This is a genomic window from Proteus sp. G2300 (genome assembly GCF_009915965.1).
GTDB lineage: Bacteria > Pseudomonadota > Gammaproteobacteria > Enterobacterales > Enterobacteriaceae > Proteus > Proteus vulgaris.
In genome coordinates, this window is record NZ_JAABNK010000003.1 from 1 (window position 1) to 19,864 (window position 19,864).

General features: G+C 40.4%; 17 protein-coding genes and 1 rRNA gene. 7 read left to right on the plus strand and 11 right to left on the minus strand.

From position 1 onward, the window contains the following. Positions 1–52: 52 nt before the first annotated feature. Positions 53–1,595 (minus strand): 16S ribosomal RNA (locus GWI97_RS00365). 395 nt (positions 1,596–1,990) lie between these two features. Then, complete coding sequence (gene gmhB / locus GWI97_RS00370) at positions 1,991–2,557, minus strand: D-glycero-beta-D-manno-heptose 1,7-bisphosphate 7-phosphatase (RefSeq protein ID WP_036933985.1); 567 nt, start codon at positions 2,555–2,557, stop codon at positions 1,991–1,993. A gap of 194 nt (positions 2,558–2,751) precedes the next feature. Between gmhB and metN the strand changes: the two genes are divergently transcribed. From metN to proS, 6 genes are all read left to right on the plus strand, one after another. Further along, positions 2,752–3,783, plus strand: a complete 1,032-nt coding sequence (gene metN / locus GWI97_RS00375; RefSeq protein ID WP_036933987.1) for a methionine ABC transporter ATP-binding protein MetN — start codon at positions 2,752–2,754, stop codon at positions 3,781–3,783. Next, the gene (locus tag GWI97_RS00380; RefSeq protein ID WP_036933988.1) at positions 3,776–4,429 is read left to right on the plus strand and encodes a methionine ABC transporter permease MetI; all 654 of its coding nucleotides are present in this window, start codon (positions 3,776–3,778) and stop codon (positions 4,427–4,429) included. The genes metN and GWI97_RS00380 overlap by 8 nt, the downstream gene beginning before the upstream one ends. A gap of 67 nt (positions 4,430–4,496) precedes the next feature. Then, entirely contained in the window at positions 4,497–5,312 is an 816-nt protein-coding gene (locus GWI97_RS00385; protein ID WP_036933990.1) for a MetQ/NlpA family lipoprotein, read from the plus strand. 130 nt (positions 5,313–5,442) lie between these two features. Beyond that, positions 5,443–5,853 (plus strand): Rcs stress response system protein RcsF, encoded by a 411-nt coding sequence (rcsF, locus tag GWI97_RS00390; protein ID WP_082239436.1) that lies wholly within the window; start codon positions 5,443–5,445, stop codon positions 5,851–5,853. Further along, positions 5,850–6,557, plus strand: coding sequence for a tRNA (N6-threonylcarbamoyladenosine(37)-N6)-methyltransferase TrmO (gene tsaA / locus GWI97_RS00395; RefSeq protein ID WP_036933992.1), 708 nt, complete (start codon positions 5,850–5,852; stop codon positions 6,555–6,557). The genes rcsF and tsaA overlap by 4 nt, the downstream gene beginning before the upstream one ends. A gap of 208 nt (positions 6,558–6,765) precedes the next feature. Then, positions 6,766–8,481: a proline--tRNA ligase gene (proS, locus tag GWI97_RS00400; protein ID WP_036933994.1), complete on the plus strand. Its 1,716-nt coding sequence runs from the start codon at positions 6,766–6,768 to the stop codon at positions 8,479–8,481. A 92-nt stretch (positions 8,482–8,573) separates the two neighbouring features. On the opposite strand, the gene nlpE is transcribed toward proS, so the two are convergent. Further along, positions 8,574–9,254: an envelope stress response activation lipoprotein NlpE gene (nlpE, locus tag GWI97_RS00405; protein WP_161749744.1), complete on the minus strand. Its 681-nt coding sequence runs from the start codon at positions 9,252–9,254 to the stop codon at positions 8,574–8,576. Between the two features lie 262 nt (positions 9,255–9,516). Between nlpE and rof the strand changes: the two genes are divergently transcribed. Further along, entirely contained in the window at positions 9,517–9,777 is a 261-nt protein-coding gene (rof, locus tag GWI97_RS00410; protein WP_036933998.1) for a Rho-binding antiterminator, read from the plus strand. Positions 9,778–9,810: 33 nt separating this feature from the next. On the opposite strand, the gene tilS is transcribed toward rof, so the two are convergent. The 8 genes from tilS to fabZ form a co-directional block, all read right to left on the minus strand. Then, positions 9,811–11,142 carry a tRNA lysidine(34) synthetase TilS gene (tilS, locus tag GWI97_RS00415; RefSeq protein WP_161751799.1) on the minus strand — a complete coding sequence of 444 codons (1,332 nt, stop codon included), beginning with the start codon at positions 11,140–11,142 and terminating at the stop codon, positions 9,811–9,813. Between the two features lie 221 nt (positions 11,143–11,363). Further along, positions 11,364–12,107, minus strand: a complete 744-nt coding sequence (locus GWI97_RS00420) for an SDR family NAD(P)-dependent oxidoreductase (protein ID WP_036934002.1) — start codon at positions 12,105–12,107, stop codon at positions 11,364–11,366. A gap of 242 nt (positions 12,108–12,349) precedes the next feature. Continuing rightward, the gene (gene accA, locus GWI97_RS00425; protein ID WP_036934005.1) at positions 12,350–13,309 is read right to left on the minus strand and encodes an acetyl-CoA carboxylase carboxyl transferase subunit alpha; all 960 of its coding nucleotides are present in this window, start codon (positions 13,307–13,309) and stop codon (positions 12,350–12,352) included. Between the two features lie 12 nt (positions 13,310–13,321). Continuing rightward, on the minus strand, positions 13,322–16,804 hold the full coding sequence (dnaE, locus tag GWI97_RS00430; protein WP_036934007.1) for a DNA polymerase III subunit alpha: 3,483 nt from the start codon (positions 16,802–16,804) through the stop codon (positions 13,322–13,324). Positions 16,805–16,825: 21 nt separating this feature from the next. Next, positions 16,826–17,416: a ribonuclease HII gene (rnhB, locus tag GWI97_RS00435; RefSeq protein ID WP_036934008.1), complete on the minus strand. Its 591-nt coding sequence runs from the start codon at positions 17,414–17,416 to the stop codon at positions 16,826–16,828. Beyond that, positions 17,416–18,588 carry a lipid-A-disaccharide synthase gene (gene lpxB / locus GWI97_RS00440; protein WP_087803524.1) on the minus strand — a complete coding sequence of 391 codons (1,173 nt, stop codon included), beginning with the start codon at positions 18,586–18,588 and terminating at the stop codon, positions 17,416–17,418. Before lpxB ends, rnhB begins: the two co-directional genes overlap by 1 nt. Positions 18,589–18,594: 6 nt before the next feature. Further along, positions 18,595–19,398 (minus strand): acyl-ACP--UDP-N-acetylglucosamine O-acyltransferase, encoded by an 804-nt coding sequence (gene lpxA / locus GWI97_RS00445; RefSeq protein WP_123822374.1) that lies wholly within the window; start codon positions 19,396–19,398, stop codon positions 18,595–18,597. A gap of 3 nt (positions 19,399–19,401) precedes the next feature. Then, positions 19,402–19,854 (minus strand): 3-hydroxyacyl-ACP dehydratase FabZ, encoded by a 453-nt coding sequence (gene fabZ, locus GWI97_RS00450; RefSeq protein ID WP_006535887.1) that lies wholly within the window; start codon positions 19,852–19,854, stop codon positions 19,402–19,404. Positions 19,855–19,864 lie beyond the last annotated feature (10 nt).

The window sequence follows — 19,864 nt, forward strand, 5'->3', positions numbered from 1 at the left end:
TTCTTCATCAGACAATCTGTGTGAGCACTGCACATAACACGTATCTCTTAGGTAAGGAGGTGATCCAACCGCAGGTTCCCCTACGGTTACCTTGTTACGACTTCACCCCAGTCATGAATCACAAAGTGGTAAGCGCCCTCCCGAAGGTTAAGCTACCTACTTCTTTTGCAACCCACTCCCATGGTGTGACGGGCGGTGTGTACAAGGCCCGGGAACGTATTCACCGTAGCATTCTGATCTACGATTACTAGCGATTCCGACTTCATGGAGTCGAGTTGCAGACTCCAATCCGGACTACGACAGACTTTATGAGTTCCGCTTGCTCTCGCGAGGTCGCTTCTCTTTGTATCTGCCATTGTAGCACGTGTGTAGCCCTACTCGTAAGGGCCATGATGACTTGACGTCATCCCCACCTTCCTCCGGTTTATCACCGGCAGTCTCCTTTGAGTTCCCGCCATTACGCGCTGGCAACAAAGGATAAGGGTTGCGCTCGTTGCGGGACTTAACCCAACATTTCACAACACGAGCTGACGACAGCCATGCAGCACCTGTCTCAGCGTTCCCGAAGGCACTCCTCTATCTCTAAAGGATTCGCTGGATGTCAAGAGTAGGTAAGGTTCTTCGCGTTGCATCGAATTAAACCACATGCTCCACCGCTTGTGCGGGCCCCCGTCAATTCATTTGAGTTTTAACCTTGCGGCCGTACTCCCCAGGCGGTCGATTTAACGCGTTAGCTCCAGAAGCCACGGTTCAAGACCACAACCTCTAAATCGACATCGTTTACAGCGTGGACTACCAGGGTATCTAATCCTGTTTGCTCCCCACGCTTTCGCACCTGAGCGTCAGTCTTTGTCCAGGGGGCCGCCTTCGCCACCGGTATTCCTCCACATCTCTACGCATTTCACCGCTACACGTGGAATTCTACCCCCCTCTACAAGACTCTAGCCAACCAGTTTCAGATGCAATTCCCAAGTTAAGCTCGGGGCTTTCACATCTGACTTAATTGACCGCCTGCGTGCGCTTTACGCCCAGTAATTCCGATTAACGCTTGCACCCTCCGTATTACCGCGGCTGCTGGCACGGAGTTAGCCGGTGCTTCTTCTGCGGGTAACGTCAATTGATAAAGGTATTAACTTTATCACCTTCCTCCCCGCTGAAAGTACTTTACAACCCTAAGGCCTTCTTCATACACGCGGCATGGCTGCATCAGGCTTGCGCCCATTGTGCAATATTCCCCACTGCTGCCTCCCGTAGGAGTCTGGGCCGTGTCTCAGTCCCAGTGTGGCTGATCATCCTCTCAGACCAGCTAGAGATCGTCGCCTAGGTGAGCCATTACCTCACCTACTAGCTAATCCCATATGGGTTCATCCGATAGCGCAAGGTCCGAAGAGCCCCTGCTTTGGTCCGTAGACGTCATGCGGTATTAGCCACCGTTTCCAGTAGTTATCCCCCTCTATCGGGCAGATCCCCATACATTACTCACCCGTCCGCCGCTCGTCAGCAAGAAAGCAAGCTTTCTCCTGTTACCGCTCGACTTGCATGTGTTAGGCCTGCCGCCAGCGTTCAATCTGAGCCATGATCAAACTCTTCAATTAAAAGTGTTTGATGCTCAAAGAAATCGAAAACTTAGCTATTCATAAATGAATTTACTTTTGTTGTTCACTCTTCAAGACTTGATACATCTAATATTTTAGAAGATATCGTCTCTGCGAGTGCCCACACAGATTGTCTGATAATTTGTTAAAGAGCAGTGCAACATTCGCTGCCGTTTCCGGTCTTCTGCGTTGTTGCGAGGAGGTGCATTCTACATCTTCCTCATTTCGTGTCAAGCGTTTATTTTCAAGGCTTCACACTTTTTTCTTTGTTCTCTCAGTCAGTTCGCTTAGCGCCCTGTTCCGTGACAACGAGGACGCATTATAGGGAGTTTTCTGAGGCTGGCAATAGTTTTTTAAAAAAAAATGATCGTTTGTTGGTAAATTAAACGAAGTGCTTATTTTTTGTGGCTTTTTAACCATTTTGGCAAGTCTGTAAGGCTATCAAGAACAAAATCTGCACACTCTTGTGCCTCTTTTGTTATCTCTTTTCCTGTACGAACTAGAATTTTATGACCTACACCTGCATTTTTTGCTGCCAACATATCTTCTTTTTTATCACCAACCATATAAGAAGAAGCCATATCGATATTCAATTGTGCTTTAGCATCCATAAACATACCAGAGGCAGGTTTACGACAATCACAAGCTTTCTTAAATTCTTTTACAGTTGCATCAGGATGATGAGGGCAATAATAGATACCATCTAAATCAACGCCTCTATCAGCTAAAGACCAATCCATCCATTCTGTTAAGTGTAAAAATTGATCTTCACTATAATAGCCTCGGCCAATACCTGATTGATTGGTTACTAATACTAAGGCATAGCCCATAGCTTTTAATTCAGCCATTGCCTCAATAACGCCATCAATAAATTCAAAGTTATCAATTTCAGATACATAACCATGGTCTATATTAATAGTTCCATCGCGATCTAAGAAAATCGCAGAAATCCCCTTACTCACAGCACATTACTCCATTTAGATATTTTTATTAGTATCGCATGTTTTTTCTTATATAGAGAATGATATCCACGGCTTTCTTTCTTTATTAGCCTTCTACTCTTTTTTATTGACTTAGCCGTCTAGACGCCTTAACATCTATTTTAACTCGGGCAGAATAGTCTTTATGTCCCATATCTACTTATATAAAGAAAAACATGATTAAACTGACGAATATAAACAAAGTATTTAAGCAGGGAGAGCGTTCTATACACGCGCTATCAAATATAAACCTGCACGTGCCACAAGGGCAGATTTTTGGTGTTATCGGATCGTCAGGAGCGGGTAAAAGTACACTTATACGTTGCGTAAATATGTTAGAGAAACCAACTTCAGGTGAAGTATTGGTCGATGGACGAGATCTCACAAAGTTATCAGATAAAGAATTAACGAAAGCACGCCGTGGTATTGGCATGATTTTCCAGCATTTCAATTTACTGTCCTCACGTACCGTATTTGATAATGTCGCATTACCATTAGAGCTTGATAATACGCCTCGTGCTGAGATCAATAAGCGTGTTAATGAATTACTGGAATTAGTAGGTCTGTCTGATAAGAAAGAGTATTACCCCGCTAACTTATCTGGTGGGCAAAAACAACGTGTTGCAATTGCACGAGCATTAGCAAACTCACCAAACGTTTTATTATGTGATGAAGCTACCAGCGCACTAGATCCAGCAACAACACGTTCTATTTTAGAGTTACTGAAAGACATTAACCGTCGTTTAGGCCTCACCATTTTATTAATCACTCATGAAATGGATGTTGTAAAACGTATTTGTGACCAAGTTGCCGTTATTAGTGGTGGTGAATTAGTTGAAAGTGATGCTGTTAGTGCGGTTTTCTCTCACCCTAAAACGCCTGTTTCTCAAGCTTTTATTCAATCGACATTACAATTAGATATTCCTGAAGACTATAAAGAGCGCATGAAACCAGAGTGGGAAGAAGGTTTATTCCCATTATTAAAACTTGAATTTAACGGCCAATCTGTCGATGCTCCATTAATGTCTATTGTTGCACGTCGTTTTGACGCTGATATTAATATTTTAAGTTCTCAAATGGACTATGCCGGTGGCGTGAAATTTGGCGTGATGTTAGCTGAACTACACGGTAAGAATGGTAACACTGAAAAATCGATTGCGTTTTTAGAAGAGCATCATGTGAAAGTAGAGGTTCTCGGTTATGTCTGAAGGAATGATTTATTTATTAATTAGTGGGATCTGGGAAACCTTAGTCATGACCTTTGTTTCAGGCTTCTTTGGTTTTGTTATCGGCTTACCATTGGGTGTTTTACTTTATGTCACGCGTCCTGAACAAATTATGGCAAATCCACCTGCCTACCGTATTATTTCAGCACTCGTCAATATTTTTAGGGCAATCCCTTTTATTATCTTATTAGTATGGATGATCCCTTTTACACGTATGGTTGTCGGGACTTCAATTGGCTTGCAAGCAGCCATTGTGCCATTAACCGTTGGAGCAGCGCCATTTATTGCACGTATGGTCGAAAATACGCTGTTAGAAATCCCTCAGGGATTAATTGAAGCCTCCCGCTCTATGGGGGCAACACCAATGCAAATTATTAAAAAGATTTTATTACCCGAATCTTTACCTGGCTTGATTAATGCGGCAACCATTACTTTAATTACATTAGTGGGTTACTCCGCAATGGGAGGTGCTGTTGGTGCCGGTGGTTTAGGTCAAATTGGCTACCAATATGGTTACGTTGGCTATAATGCAACAGTTATGAATACAGTCATTGTTCTACTCGTTATTCTTGTTTTTATCATTCAGTTTTTCGGCGATCGCTTAGTAAAGCTGACAACACATAAATAAATAGATTGAAGGTTTCTATTATTAATAACGAAGCCTTTTAATTAACAGATCAAATAAGGGTAAATGTATGTCGTTGAAATTTAAATCACTCGCAGTTGTAAGTGCTTTAGTTGGTGCATTAGCGTTAGCTGGTTGTGGTGAAAAAGAAAAAGATCCAAACCATATCCGTGTCGGTGTTATTTCAGGCTCTGAACAACAAGTCGCAGAAGTAGCAAAACAAGTCGCTAAAGATAAATATGGTCTTGACGTAGAACTCGTCACTTTCAATGACTTTGTCATGCCTAATGAATCATTAAGTCGTGGTGATATCGACATTAATGCATTCCAACATAAACCTTATTTAGACCAACAAATTAAAGATCGCAATTACAAAATAACAGCTGTAGGAAATACTTTTATTTATCCTATCGCGGGTTATTCTAAAAAAATTACAGATTTAGCCGATTTACCTGATGAAGCACAAGTGGCTATTCCTAATGATCCAACAAACTTAGGTCGCTCACTGCTCTTATTAGAAAAAGTTGGGCTAATTAAATTAAAAGATGGCGTAGGTCTGTTACCTACCAAGCTTGATATTATTGAAAACCCTAAAAAATTACAATTAGTTGAATTAGAAGCACCACAATTACCTCGCTCATTAGATGATCAAAAAATCTACTTAGCGGTAATTAACACTACTTATGCAAGCCAAGTTAATTTAACACCAGCAAAAGACGGTATTTTTGTTGAAGATAAAGACTCACCATACGTAAATATCATTGTTGCTCGTGAAGATAATAAAGATAGTGAGAATGTGAAGAAATTTATTCAAGCCTATCAAACTGATGAAGTGGATAGTGCTGCCAATAAAATTTTTAACGGTGGTGCGGTAAAAGGCTGGTAATACGTTAATATTTAACTTAATTATAAAAAAGGCGGACATTTGTTCGCCTTTCTCTTTTTTACTTGGCTAATTTGCATTAAATTAGAGCCGTTTAATTTTTGTATAGACAATAATAAAGAGGATATGACCCATGCACATGCGCTTGCTACTTCTTGGCATCATGGCGCTGTTTATGACAGGCTGTTCAATGCAAAATTCATCTGATGTTGATCAGTCTAAATTTACGGATATGCGTTTAAATAAACCAGGGCAACCACAAAAACCAAGATCACAAACTTTACCTTCAGTGCGTATCGTTGAAAAAACAGAAGACCTTCTGGGTGCTCCGTTTAAAGATCTCGGCGTTGTTGCGGGTGAATCTTGCCGCCAAACATTACAAGATCCGCCAGCAAGTTTGCCTATTGCAAAAAAAAGAATGGCAACAAAAGCAGCTTACAAAAATGCCAATGCTGTTCTATTACATGAATGCCAAATTGTCACTGGTTTAGGTTGCTACCAATCTGCCATTTGTGAAGGCACAGCACTACTCATTACAAAATGAACACCTACCAAATGAATCCTATAGGATATATATCGAGTCCTTATAAAGAAAAATTTGCCGTTCCACGCCAACCTGGATTAATCCAGGATGGCGGTGGCCAACTTATTTTACACTCCCCCTATAATCATCCTGATGCAGTTCGAGGCTTAGAGCAATTTAGTCACCTTTGGTTAATTTTTATTTTTCATCAAACAGCAAAACAAAGCTGGCATCCTCTTGTTCGTCCCCCAAGATTGGGCGGAAACACTAAAATAGGAGTATTTGCAACTCGCTCAACCTTTCGTCCCAATCCAATTGGTATGTCTTTGGTTGAATTAAAAAAAGTAAATATAGAAAATCAATCTGTTACTTTAGAATTAGGTAGCCTTGATTTAATTGATGGCACACCTATTCTTGATATCAAACCTTACTTACCGTTTGCAGAGTCTCGCCCAAATGCGATGGCTGGGTTTGCACAAGAAGCACCAGATAATGAGATGCCTGTTTTTTTTTCACAACGCGCTTTAGAACAGTTACAACATTATGCAAACGAATACCCTCATCTTTCGCGTTTTATTACTCAAGTATTACAACAAGATCCTCGCCCTGCTTATAAAAAAAAGGCGCAAAGTGATAGGATCTATGCAGTGCATTTACTTGAATTTAATGTTCGCTGGCAAGTGAATGGGCAACAGACACTTGTTCTTGGTATAGAACCGCGGTAACTTGCTACTATCTTCATTGATATTGCTATCATGAATTATCCAATCTGAGCGTCATTCTCGTTGTCTTTAAACAAATCAGATTGAAAAAAATGCGTTGCCCCTTTTGGCAGACCTAAGTCACTGGTAGACTAAAGTCTTTCTCTAATTATATTGATATAGACTGGCGTGACAGTCAGCCTAAGTATTTTTGTTCTAATGGAACCTAATAATGCGTACTAGCCACTATTTGCTCTCTACTTTAAAAGAGACACCTGCTGATGCAGAAATTGTCAGCCATCAACTTATGCTTCGCGCGGGCATGATCCGTAAGCTCGCTTCTGGTCTTTATGATTGGATGCCGACAGGGGTTCGTGTTCTGAGAAAAATTGAAAAAATTGTTCGTGAAGAGATGGACAACGCAGGATCACTTGAAATTTCAATGCCCGTTGTTCAACCCGCTGATTTATGGCTAGAAAGTGGTCGTTGGGAACAATATGGTCCTGAATTACTGCGTTTTGCAGACAGAGGCGAGCGTCCATTTGTTTTAGGCCCAACTCATGAAGAAGTTGTCACTGATATTGTTCGTAATGAAATTACTTCTTACAAACAACTTCCACTAAACCTATATCAAATTCAAACTAAATTCCGCGATGAAGTACGCCCTCGTTTCGGCGTTATGCGTTCTCGTGAGTTTATTATGAAAGATGCTTACTCTTTCCATATCTCTCAAGAGTCTTTACAAGAGACTTACGACAGAATGTATGAAGCTTATAGCAAAATCTTCTCACGTATTGGTCTAGATTTCCGTCCAGTACTTGCAGATACGGGTTCTATTGGTGGTAATGCATCTCACGAATTCCAAGTATTAGCCGACAGCGGTGAAGACGATATTGTTTTCTCTACAGGTTCTGACTATGCAGCGAATATCGAATTAGCAGAGGCTGTAATGCCTACTACTCCACGCGCAGCAGCAACAGAAGAATTACGTTTAGTCGATACACCAAATGCTAAAACGATTGCTGAATTAGTTGAACAGTTCAATCTACCTATTGAAAAAACAGTTAAGACACTGATTGTTCATGGCACGAAAGAAAGTGGCCATCAATTAGTTGCGCTATTAGTCCGTGGTGATCACGAACTCAACGAAGTAAAAGCAGAAAAATGCGCTATTGTTGCCGCACCTTTAACTTTTGCTACAGAAGCTGAAATTCGCCAAGCGGTAAATGCAGGCCCAGGTTCATTAGGTCCAGTTAATCTACCACTACCAGTAATTATGGATCGTTCAGTCTCTGTAATGAGTGATTTCGGCGCTGGTGCAAACGTTGATGGTAAACACTACTTTGGCATCAACTGGGAGCGTGATTTACCTGTTGCTGAGATTGCAGATATCCGTAATGTTGTTGAAGGTGACCCAAGTCCTGACGGTAAAGGAACGTTGCTAATTAAGCGTGGTATTGAAGTGGGTCATATTTTCCAACTCGGTACAAAATACTCTGAAGCATTAAAAGCAACGGTACAAAACGAAGAAGGTCATAACCAAATCGTGACTATGGGTTGCTACGGTATTGGGATTACTCGTATTGTTGCGGCTGCTATTGAACAAAATCATGATGCTCGCGGTATTATTTGGCCAGATGCAATTGCCCCATTCCAAGTCGCTATTTTACCAATGAACATGCACCGTTCTTATCGTGTGAAAGAAGTTGCCGACAGACTTTATAACGAATTACGCGCTCAAGGCATCGATGTTCTTTTCGATGATCGTAAAGAGCGTCCAGGAGTGATGTTTGCTGATATGGAACTGATTGGCATTCCACACACTATCGTAATTGGTGATCGTAACTTAGACAACAATCAAATCGAATATAAAGCACGCCGTAGTGATGATAAATCACTGGTCAATGTTGACGATGTTGTTGCCTTTATTAAAGAGCAACTCGCTTAATTATCAAGCCTCTTATCTTCAAGAGGCTTCATTTCGATAAATAAAAAACCGCTTCAAATTCAGCGGTTTTTTATTGAGAAATAGACTAAAACTTAGCTTCTGCCATCACGATGGTTTTCACAGGAGCCATGACGATTAAAACGGGGTTTTTCATCAGTAACAACTAACGCTCTGTCATATTTACCCTCTTCCATGGAAGGGCGAATACTGTAATAACCCTTCACTTCAAGGTAAACGGGTGTTCCCCCCTCAACCCCTGTTGAGAAATAACCTTTTTCTAATTCAATACCATTTGCTGCATAAACACGCCCTGATTGGCAATCTTTAAAGGTTCCAGCATCAGCAAAATAGGTAAACTCGCCAACAAGCTGTTTAGGCTGAACTTTAGCTAATGTATAATTTAGCTCCGAATTAATGACATTACCATCAATATCAAGCATGACTAATTTATCTTCACGAGGTAAATAATAGCTTTTCTCGCCATAACTATTAGTCAGCGTCAGCTTATCTTTACCTAATACCCAAGTTCCTGATTCAAAAAAACTGCGTTTATCATCCGCTGAACCTTGATAGCTTTGCTCCATAACATAAGAGCCATCTTGATTAACAAGAATTGTGGTGTCGATACCAGAACAATCGGCACACGGCAGAATACTGTTATAAGTTTGGTCTACAATTTTTCCATCAAGCGATAAGCCAATATTATTTTGGCAACCTGATAGCACAAACAACCCGGCAGCAACGGCTGCAAATAAAAGTTTTTTCCCCATCATCGACTCCCTACATTCTGGGTACTTTTTAATAAATCATTCTCAATATGATTCTAACATTTTTTAAAATAAAAGGGGGTAATAAAACGCGCTTTAAGATAAATGCACCTATAATTGCCAGTTATTTCTCAAATCACTTCGAATAAAGCACTATTTCAGAAAATTATTATAATAACTATTGTGCTCACATCGAATAACAGCATAATGATTTTATTCTGAATTATTCACTGGCGGCTATACCGCCACGAAAGAGTGGTGAGGGAATATGTCAACAAATACAGAATATCAACCAATTAACTGTGATGATTACGAGTATCTGGAGCTAGCATGCCAACGTGGTTTAGCGCTCCATATTGAATTGCATGATGGTGAGCTTATTGAAGGCGTTGCTGATGACCTTTTCTTAAGCAAAAAGGTTGAATACCTAAAAATCAAAACGTCTGAAGGCTCAAAAGATTTACGACTGGATATCATTGCCAGTTTTTCTAATCCCGAACTTGGGACTATTGTTATAAAATCGGAATAACCGAATAAGGAACAACCGCCAGCTGGCGGTTGTTCATTCATGAGCCTCTTGCCACTCAATATTAATCACATGTTCTGATGTTGCTTTTCCCTCAAAAGTCACAAATGTATTAATAGCAGCAATTAACGTATCATTATAATAAATCAAAGGAATTCGTGTTCTACGCCAAGGTGCAACTTCAAGTTCTTGCCAAATCTTTTTGCTATGTCGAGCATGCTCTCGCCCCACAATACGTAAAGATGCTTGTGTTAAACCAAAACGAACGGTGACTTTTTCATCATTTGAAGGCGCTCTAACCGTATTTTTTCCTCTTTCTGTTGTGAGTGATAAAACCCCTAACCCACTGGGTAAATACAGTGATTGAGTAAGCGACCATTCAATTATTTTATTAACTGGCTCATCAATTATTGGCACAAGGTAAAGTCGTTGTTTATAACGTCTAACTTCATCTTGATAAAATTGCAATTTAGGCTCAGCATCGGCTTTAGCTAAAGCGACTTCTTGCCACAATCGTAAAATTTGTTCTCTAGATGGCATCATTTTATCATGTTGAGCAAACCAACGTCTCAATAACGCATTGCGTTTTATCATACTACAATAAGCAAGTTGGTTGATGTCTAAACTTCGCTCACTGTCCATTAAAGCATTAAGTTCAGAATCTAACAGCTCATCTAATAAAGCTTCTTGTTCACCACACAGTGCTGCACTGCGAGTCACTGCTTGTGAAAAATGAGGCCAGCGTTGCGTTAATAATGGCATAACACGTAAACGTAAAAAATTGCGATCATAACGATCGTCTTGATTACTATCGTCTTCTATCCAAGTTAGCCCTTGTTCAATCGCATAATACTCAATTTGTTCACGTGTAATATTAAGTAATGGGCGAAGCAAATAGCTATGCTCAAATAGCATTTTAGCTGGCATTGACGAAAGCCCTGCAGGACCACTGCCTCGTTTTAATGCCAGTAAAAAAGTTTCGGCTTGATCATCTTGATGCTGAGCTGTCACTAACACTTGCTGTGGTTGTAAATTACGGCGAAAAGCTTGATAACGCGCTTCTCTAGCACTATTTTCAAGCCCCCCGTCTTTAGGATCTACATTCACTTTTTCACTGATAAAATTTACCTGCCATTGCTGACAGCATTGTGCACAATGCTCAAGCCAATCATCTGCTTTGATATTTAATCCATGATGAATATAGAGAGCCGTTAATTCTAAAGGTAATTGGAATTCATCACGTAAACGAACAAGTCCTTGTAATAAAACGGTGGAATCCACTCCACCACTAAAGCCCACCAAAATTTTGGTGTGGGGAGTAATATGCTGTTTGATCTCTTTTAGAAGTGAACCGTAATCCTGTTTCATCGCTTTATCATTTATCAGTGAATCCAACTGATTATGTTAAGCTTTTCGAGCTGATTTTGCACGAATACAAAGCATTCCTATACATAAGACCAAATGTAACTCTATTGCATAGGCAACACTAGAAAATCAGTGAGAAATAGAAGTAAATCCGAGGTTTTAGAGAAGTTAAAAAAACTAAAAAAGCAGAATAGCGATTATCCTGCTTCCTATTGAAAACAGGATTAAGCGGTAAAACCGCCATCAACCAAATAAGAGGCTCCAGTGACAAACGAAGCCGCGTCGCTAGCTAAAAACGCAACAACGCTGGCCACTTCTTCTGGCGTGCCGAGACGCCCAATAGGATGTAATGCCGCTAACTTTTGCTTATCTAATTCACGGCCATCCAGCAAAGGTGTATCAATATAACCGGGGCAAACCGCATTAACACGAATACCTTTATTTGCATAATCAATGGCAAGTGTTTGTGTCAGTAACTTGACTCCACCTTTTGATGCACAATAGGCAGGAAATTCATGTTGTCCAACAAAAGAACAAATTGAACTGCAATTAACAATCGCACCTGAAAGGTGATTTTTTAGCCAATATTGAATTATTGCTCTATTAATCAAAAAGAGTCCATTTAGATTAACATCCAAAACATCTTTCCATTTTTCATACTCTAATTTATCAGCAAGGTTATCCGTTAAAACCCCCGCATTAGCAAAAACAAAATCTATTCGTCCATATTTATTTACAACATAATCAATAAGTTGTTCATTTTCTTTTTCATTCGTCACATCCATTTGAACGAATTCACCGGAAAATCCTTTCTCTTTTAGGTATTTCTCTGCATTTTGTCCTCGCGCTAAATTACTACCTGTAATAACCACCGATGCACCTAAGGATAAAAATTTTTCTGCAGAAGCTAAACCAATGCCACTATTGCCACCAGTAATAATTCCAACTTTGCCACTAAACGATATCATTAGCTTATCCTCATTAATGAATTAAATGTCCTCATAAAATAATAGATATGACTTATTATTCTTTTAGTGAAAAAGTGAATTAATATTAGTTTTGAGACCAAGTTAACACATTGATATATAATACATTATTGTTAATATCACAGATTCTAATTATTTCGGTAAAAACAGTTTTGAGAAGAAAAATAAAAAAGCCCCATGTCATCAACATGAGGCTTGTCAGAATTCATTCAAATATTAAGAGATCAGCAGTAGCCGTATTCCATTAAACGTTGATAACGACGATTGGTCAGCTCTTCTGAATCAAATGCATCTAATTCTTCTAAATCAGATTGAATTTGTGCTTTTAATGAGGTGGCAATTTCATCATAGTGACGATGTGCACCACCTAAAGGCTCAGGAATAACCGTATCAATTAGCTTAAGCTCTTTTAAACGGTTTGCCGTGATCCCCATTGCTTCAGCCGCTAATGGTGCTTTATCTGCGCTTTTCCAAAGAATAGAAGCACAGCCTTCTGGTGAAATAACGGAATAGGTGCTGTATTGCAACATATTCACTTTATCGCCAACACCAATCGCTAACGCACCACCAGAACCACCTTCGCCAATAACAGTACAAATAATTGGTACGCTAAAACGTGACATTTCACGTAAGTTACGTGCAATTGCTTCTGATTGACCTCGCTCTTCAGCACCAACCCCCGGATAAGCTCCCGGAGTATCAATAAAGGTGATAATAGGAAGATTAAAACGTTGTGCCATTTCCATTAAACGCAGTGCTTTGCGATAACCTTCTGGTGCAGGCATGCCAAAGTTACGGCGGATCTTTTCTTTCGTTTCACGCCCTTTTTGGTGACCAATAACCATAACAGGACGGCCATCTAAACGCGCAATACCACCCACAATCGCTTTATCATCAGCATAAGCGCGATCGCCTGCTAATTCTTGGAAATCAGTAAAGATACGATGAATATAATCTAGCGTGTAAGGTCTTAATGGATGACGTGCAAGTTGTGCAACTTGCCATGCACCAAGATCAGAAAAAATCTTACGCGTTAACTCTAGGCTTTTTTCTCTTAAGCGTGAAACTTCTTCATCGATATTAATATCAATTTTTTCATCATGTTGGCTAACTGCGGTTAGCGAATCAATTTTCGCTTCTAACTCGGCAATCGGCTGTTCAAAATCCAGAAAATTAAGACTCATAACATTCCTATTTTAGTCAAATTCTAATTCTACCTGCTCATTACCCAGCAGAGTTCGCAGATCCGTTAAAAGCATATCTGTTGGCGTTACTCGCCAAGTCGCACCAAATCGTAAACGTGCACAGGCATCATGCTTTTCAAAATAAAGATGAACCGGTATCGTGCCTGAACGATGAGGTTCTAAAACGCCGCGAAGACGATTTAATAATTGCTCATTAATTTGCCTGTCGGATAGCGAGATAGCAAGTCCTCGTGCATATTTTTCACGGGCTTCATTGATATCCATAAGTTCGCGGACAGTCATTTTAAGCCCACCATTGAAATCATCAAAGCTGACCTGCCCGGTAGCAATTAAAATCTTGTCTTGTTCTAATAAATGTTGGTATTTATCCAATGCATCAGAAAATAACATAATTTCTAAGCGACCTGAACGATCATCTAAAGTACAAACACCAATTCGATTTCCTCGTTTCGTCGTAAATACTTTAGAAGCAAGCACTAAGCCCGCAACTTTCACCATTTGACCACGTGGTGTCGGTACTAAATCTTTTAGACGCGTTCCCGCAGCATATCGTTCAATTTCTTTTAAATAACGTGTAATCGGATGACCTGTTAGATATAAACCTAATGTCTCCCGCTCACCTTCTAAAACGACTTGTTCTGGCCATTTAGGTATATTGGCATAAGAACGCTCAACTTGTTCCGGCGCTTCAGCTAACACGCCAAACATGTCTGATTGCCCTATAGCTTCAGCTTTGGCATGTTGGTCTGCGGCTTTTAATGCATCTTCTAATGAAGACATCAAAGCAGCACGATGAGGCCCTAACTTATCGAATGCGCCTGACATTATCAGTTTTTCCATCACTCGGCGATTCAATTTTTTCGTTTCTGTTCTAGCACAGAGATCAAAAATATCTTTAAAGTGACCGCCTTGCTGACGAGCTTCTACAATTGCTTCAATCGGGCCTTCACCTACCCCTTTAATTGCACCAATACCGTAAACGATTTCACCTTCATCATTGACGTGGAAATGATATAAACCACTATTAATATCAGGAGGAAGAACTTTTAATCCCATTCTCCAACATTCATCAACCAATCCCACCACTTTTTCTGTGTTATCCATATCTGCTGTCATTACAGCAGCCATAAATTCAGCAGGATAGTGGGCTTTTAGCCATAATGTCTGATAGGAAACTAAGGCATAAGCTGCTGAGTGCGATTTATTAAATCCATAACCGGCAAATTTCTCTACCAAGTCAAAGATCTTCATTGCAAGCTCACCATCAATCCCGTTTTTGATAGCTCCTTCTTCAAACACAGAACGCTGTTTTGCCATCTCTTCAGGCTTTTTCTTACCCATTGCGCGTCGTAACATATCCGCGCCACCTAACGTATATCCAGCAAGAACCTGTGCAATTTGCATAACCTGTTCTTGATATAAGATAACGCCATAGGTAGGCTCTAGAACAGGTTGTAAGCTCTCGTGTTGCCATTTAACATCGGGGTAAGAGATCTCTTCAACGCCATGTTTACGATCAATGAAGTTATCCACCATACCTGATTGCAATGGGCCCGGGCGAAATAAGGCCACTAATGCAATCATATCTTCAAAGCAGTCAGGACGTAGACGTTTGATAAGATCTTTCATACCACGAGATTCCAGCTGGAATACCGCAGTAGTTTCAGAACGTTGCAACATATCAAAACTACGCTGATCCGTTAATGGGATCGCAGAGATATCAACAGGTTCAAGTGATTTTTTTGCGCGCCGAGCATTAATCATTTCTAATGCCCAGTTAATGATAGTGAGTGTTCTTAGCCCCAAAAAGTCAAATTTAACAAGACCGGCATATTCAACGTCATTTTTATCAAATTGTGTAACTGGGTTATTTCCCTCTGCATCACAGTAAAGTGGAGCAAAATCAGTGATTTTTGTTGGCGAAATAACAACACCACCCGCATGCTTACCTGCATTACGTGTCACCCCTTCTAATTTACGAGCCATATCAATAAGAGATTTAACCTCTTCATCGGCTTCATAAATTTCAGGTAACTGAGGTTCTGCGGCAAATGCTTTTTCTAGCGTCATCCCAGGATCAGGGGGGACAAGTTTCGAAATTCTATCAACAAAACCGTAAGGATGTCCTAAAACGCGCCCAACATCTCGAATAACCGCTTTTGCAGCCATCGTACCAAATGTAATGATCTGAGATACTGCATCACGACCATACATATCAGCAACGTGATCAATTACTCTATCGCGTTTTTCCATGCAGAAATCGACATCAAAGTCAGGCATTGAAACACGTTCTGGGTTAAGAAAACGTTCGAAAAGTAAGTCAAATTCAAGAGGGTCAAGGTCAGTAATTTTGAGTGAATAAGCAACCAAAGAACCCGCACCAGAGCCTCGCCCAGGCCCCACAGGAACACCGTTATCTTTAGACCACTGAATAAACTCCATCACGATAAGGAAGTAGCCAGGAAATCCCATCTGGTTGATCACTTTTAGCTCGATATCCAGACGTTCGTCGTATTCAGGGCGTCTTTTTTGCCGTTCTTCGGGATCTGGAAACAGAAAAGCTAAACGTTCTTCTAAGCCTTCTCGAGATTTTTTAACGAGGAAATCTTCAGTACTCATATCCCCTGTCGGGAATTGTGGAAGAAAGTATTCCCCTAAACGGATTGTAACATTACAACGTTTGGCTATTTCAACGCTGTTTTCCAATGCCTCTGGTATATCAGCAAATAATTCACACATTTCTTCTTCTGTGCGCATATATTGCTGCGGACTATAATTTTTAGGTCGTTTGGGATCGGAGAGCGTAAATCCATCATGAATTGCAACACGAATTTCATGTGCATCAAAGTCATCACTATCAAGAAAACAGACGTCATTTGTTGCAACAACAGGTAAACCCTTTTCAGAAGCGAGAGTAACAGCTTTATGCAAATAACTCTCTTCATCAGGGCGACCTGTTCGAATAAGTTCTAAATAATAACTATCAGGAAAGTGAGTTTGGTAATACTCAAGACATTGATCAACTAAAGTGCGATTTTCACGAAGCAAGAACTTACCTACATCGCCCATTCTTCCACCCGAAAGCAACAAGAGTCCTTCTTTATAGGTTGTTAGCCACTCTTGTTTAATAATCGGCCCAGCTGCACCATAACCGTGCTTGTATGCTTCAGAAATGAGTAAAGTAAGATTTTGATAACCCACATTATTGCGGGCAAGAATAGTAAGGTGAGCATATTCATCACCTAATAATTCTGTTTCGAGATAAACATCAGCACCAATGATCGGTTTAATGCCAGCACTGTGTGCGGCTCCATAAAACTTCACTAACCCGCATAAGTTAGTGAAATCAGTAATCGCAAAAGCAGGCATTCCCAGGGAAGCCACTTTCTTCACAAGAGGCCCTGTTTTTGCCAATCCATCGATCATTGAATAATCGCTGTGTACCCTAAGATGGATAAAACGAGGATCTGCCATAATATTTAATTACTCTGTGGATTACTTTAAATTTAATGCTCGTTTTACAGGCGCAAAACTTTTTCGATGATAGGGTGTTGCCCCTAATAAGGCCAGTTTTTCCATATGGAAAACCGTTGGATACCCTTTATGTTTAGCAAAACCATAATCAGGGTAGAGCTTATCTAACTCTTCCATTTCTCTATCACGAGTGACTTTAGCAAGAATAGACGCTGCGCTAATTTCTTGAACTAAACTATCCCCTTTTATGACTGCTTGAGAAGCCATTGGCAATTTAGGACAGCGGTTGCCGTCAATCAAAACCATATCAGGCGTAATAGATAATCCAGCAACAGCGCGTTCCATTGCTTTCATCGTTGCCCAAAGAATATTTAACTCATCAATTTCTTCAGGCTCCGCACGACCGATAGCCCAGCATAATGCTTTTTCTTGTATTTCGTCATACAGTGCATTACGTTTTTTTTCTGTTAATTTTTTAGAGTCTGTTAATCCTTTAATCGGGTTTGCCGGATCAAGAATAACAGCGGCCGTTACTACAGCACCAACCAGAGGTCCACGACCGACTTCATCAACTCCAGCAATAAGATTTGCTTTTGGATATACAAATTCCATTATTTCTCTGCCAATTCTAATACTGCATTTGCTGCTTGCTCATCCGCATGACAACGAATAGCACTATGAAGTTGTAAAAATATCTCTTTTAGTTGATGTACTTTTTCTTCATCCGTTAAAAGAGGTAAAAGCTGTTCCGACAATGCCCTTGGCGTACACTCTTCTTGTAATAGCTCTTTGATTATTTCTCGACCTGCTAATAAATTAGGTAACGAAACATAAGGTGTTTTCACTAACCTTTTTGCTAACCAAAAAGTAAAGGGTTTCATACGATATCCAACAACCATAGGGCACTTCGTCAGCATACATTCTAGTGCTGCTGTACCTGATGCTAATAAGGTTGCATCACTTGCTGTCATCGCTTCTCGAGCTTGTCCATCAAGCAACTGAATGTCGAGTTCAGGTGCAATATCTTGATGGATCTGCTCAAATTGAATACGTCGTTTAGCATTTACCAACGGCACAACAATATGAAGCATTGGTATTTGTTGTTTTAGTAACTGTGCTGTTTTTATAAAATCTGCACTCAACATTTCAACTTCTGCATGACGACTACCAGGAAGGAGGGCTAAACAAGAGACATCTTCAGGTATTCCTAAATGTTTACGAGCAGCTTTTTTATCTGGATTTAAGGCGATTGCATCTGCCATTGTATGTCCAATAAAACGGCAAGGAACCTGATATTTATCGTAAAACGCTTTTTCAAAAGGCAGGAATGCTAAAACTAAATCCGTCGCTTTGCCAATTTTGAAAACCCGTTTTTGACGCCAAGCCCATACCGATGGACTGACATAGTGAATCGTTTTGATCCCTTTTTGCTTTAAACGGCCTTCAAGGGTGATATTAAAATCAGGCGCATCAATTCCCACAAAAACATCCGGCTTTAATGCTGAAAATCGTTGAGTGAGATCTTTTCTGATCTTTAATAATCTAGGTAAACGTTCAAGAACTTCAACGATCCCCATAACGGCAAGCTCTTCCATCTCATACCAAGCATCACAACCTTCAGCTTGCATAAGAGGGCCAGCAACACCGACAAAACGGACATTGGGATGCATTTGTTTTAGAGCGCGGATTAATCCCGCGCCCAAGATATCACCGGACGTTTCACCAGCGACTAAGCCGATGACTAACGGACGCTGAACAGTAGATAATTGGCCTGACAAGGTCATATCCTATTAGCGAATGATGCCACGGTTAGATTTTGCTGAGTTTTCCAGAAAATCACTGAACAATTTAACATGCGGATTATTATTATCTGCAACCAATTGTCCAATTTCTTCGCGTGCTTCTTCCAGTGTTTTACCATTACGATAAAGGACTTTATAAGCATTACGAATAGCATGAAGATCTTCTTTAGCAAAACCTCGGCGTTTTAATCCTTCAATATTCAGCCCATAAGGGGTTGCGTGGTTTCCTTGTGCGATAACAAAAGGAGGTACATCTTGTGCCACACCTGAACATCCGCCCACCATAACGTGAGAGCCAATTTGACAAAACTGATGAACCGCACTCATACCACCGATAATCACAAAATCACCTAAAGTGACATGACCACCAAGTGTTCCATTATTGGCAATAATGCAACGATCACCAATAATACAATCATGCGCAACATGTGTATTAATCATCAGTAAGTTGTCATTACCAATTTTTGTGATATTACCACCCTGAGTTGTTCCACGATGGATAGTCACACTTTCACGAATAAGGTTGCGATCACCAATAATGACTTGTGTGGGTTCACCACGATATTTCAGATCTTGATTAACTTCACCAATAGAAGCAAATTGGTAAATCTGATTTTCTCGACCAATACGCGTATGTCCATTGATAACAACGTGAGATTTGATATCAGTACCTTCACCGATTTCCACGTTTGCACCAATAACGCAAAAAGGGCCAATGCGAACATTAGCTCCAATTACCGCACCCTCTTCAATAATTGAGGAAGGGTGAATGACTGCGGATTTATCTATCATAGGCTAGACCTCACGGCGGCGAGCACACATCATTTCAGCTTCGCAGGCAATTTCCCCATCAACTTTAGCGACACCTTTAAAGCGAGCAACACCGCGGCGTTCTTTAATGAATTCTACCTCTAGGATCATTTGATCCCCAGGTAAGACAGGACGTTTAAAGCGAGCACCATCAATAGCAGCAAAATAGTAAAGCTCACCAGGTTCCAGCTTTCCTACACTTTTGAACGCTAAAATACCCGTTGCTTGTGCCATGGCTTCTAGGATCAATACGCCTGGGAAAATAGGTTTTCCTGGGAAGTGACCTTGAAAGAAAGGCTCATTAAAAGATACATTTTTTACTGCTCTTAGAAATTTCTTTTCTTCAAAATCAAGGACACGATCAACCAATAAGAATGGGTAACGGTGTGGAAGTAAATCTAAAATTTCTTCGATTTGCAGAGTATGATTCTCACTCATTGCAATACTC